1 protein-coding gene is annotated in these 275 nt (G+C 43.3%); it reads right to left on the bottom strand.

Annotated elements, in window-relative coordinates; translation table 11 throughout:
- Nucleotides 1-275 (bottom strand): hypothetical protein (locus tag AAEY88_RS13475; protein ID WP_350563199.1); only part of this gene is annotated, 275 nt, incomplete at both ends.

Raw genomic sequence — 275 nt, 5'->3', positions numbered from 1 at the left:
ATGCTTTGCGTTTCTAAACCATTAAACACCCGGTAATCGGCAGTTGCCTCTAACGCGGCGTAAGTGACTGGCGTTGTAGTTGAGTCAATGCTGTCGATAGTGACGTTAATATCACCTGCACCAAAACTGTTACGAATAATTAGTTTATAGGCGGTTTCGGAGGTTAAACTCATGCTACCTGTGGTGTAGAGCACATTTTTAGTGCCGGTTTCGGTCAGATAGACAATATAATCATCAGTATCGAATATCTGTTCGCTGGTGTAACTGCTATACGG

It is taken from the genome of Psychrobacter sp. CAL346-MNA-CIBAN-0220 (genome assembly GCF_040309805.1).
In the GTDB taxonomy this organism is placed as follows: Bacteria; Pseudomonadota; Gammaproteobacteria; order Pseudomonadales; family Moraxellaceae; genus Psychrobacter.
Note: the sequence above shows the minus strand (reverse complement) of the source record. Positions and strands in the feature narration are given on the sequence as shown.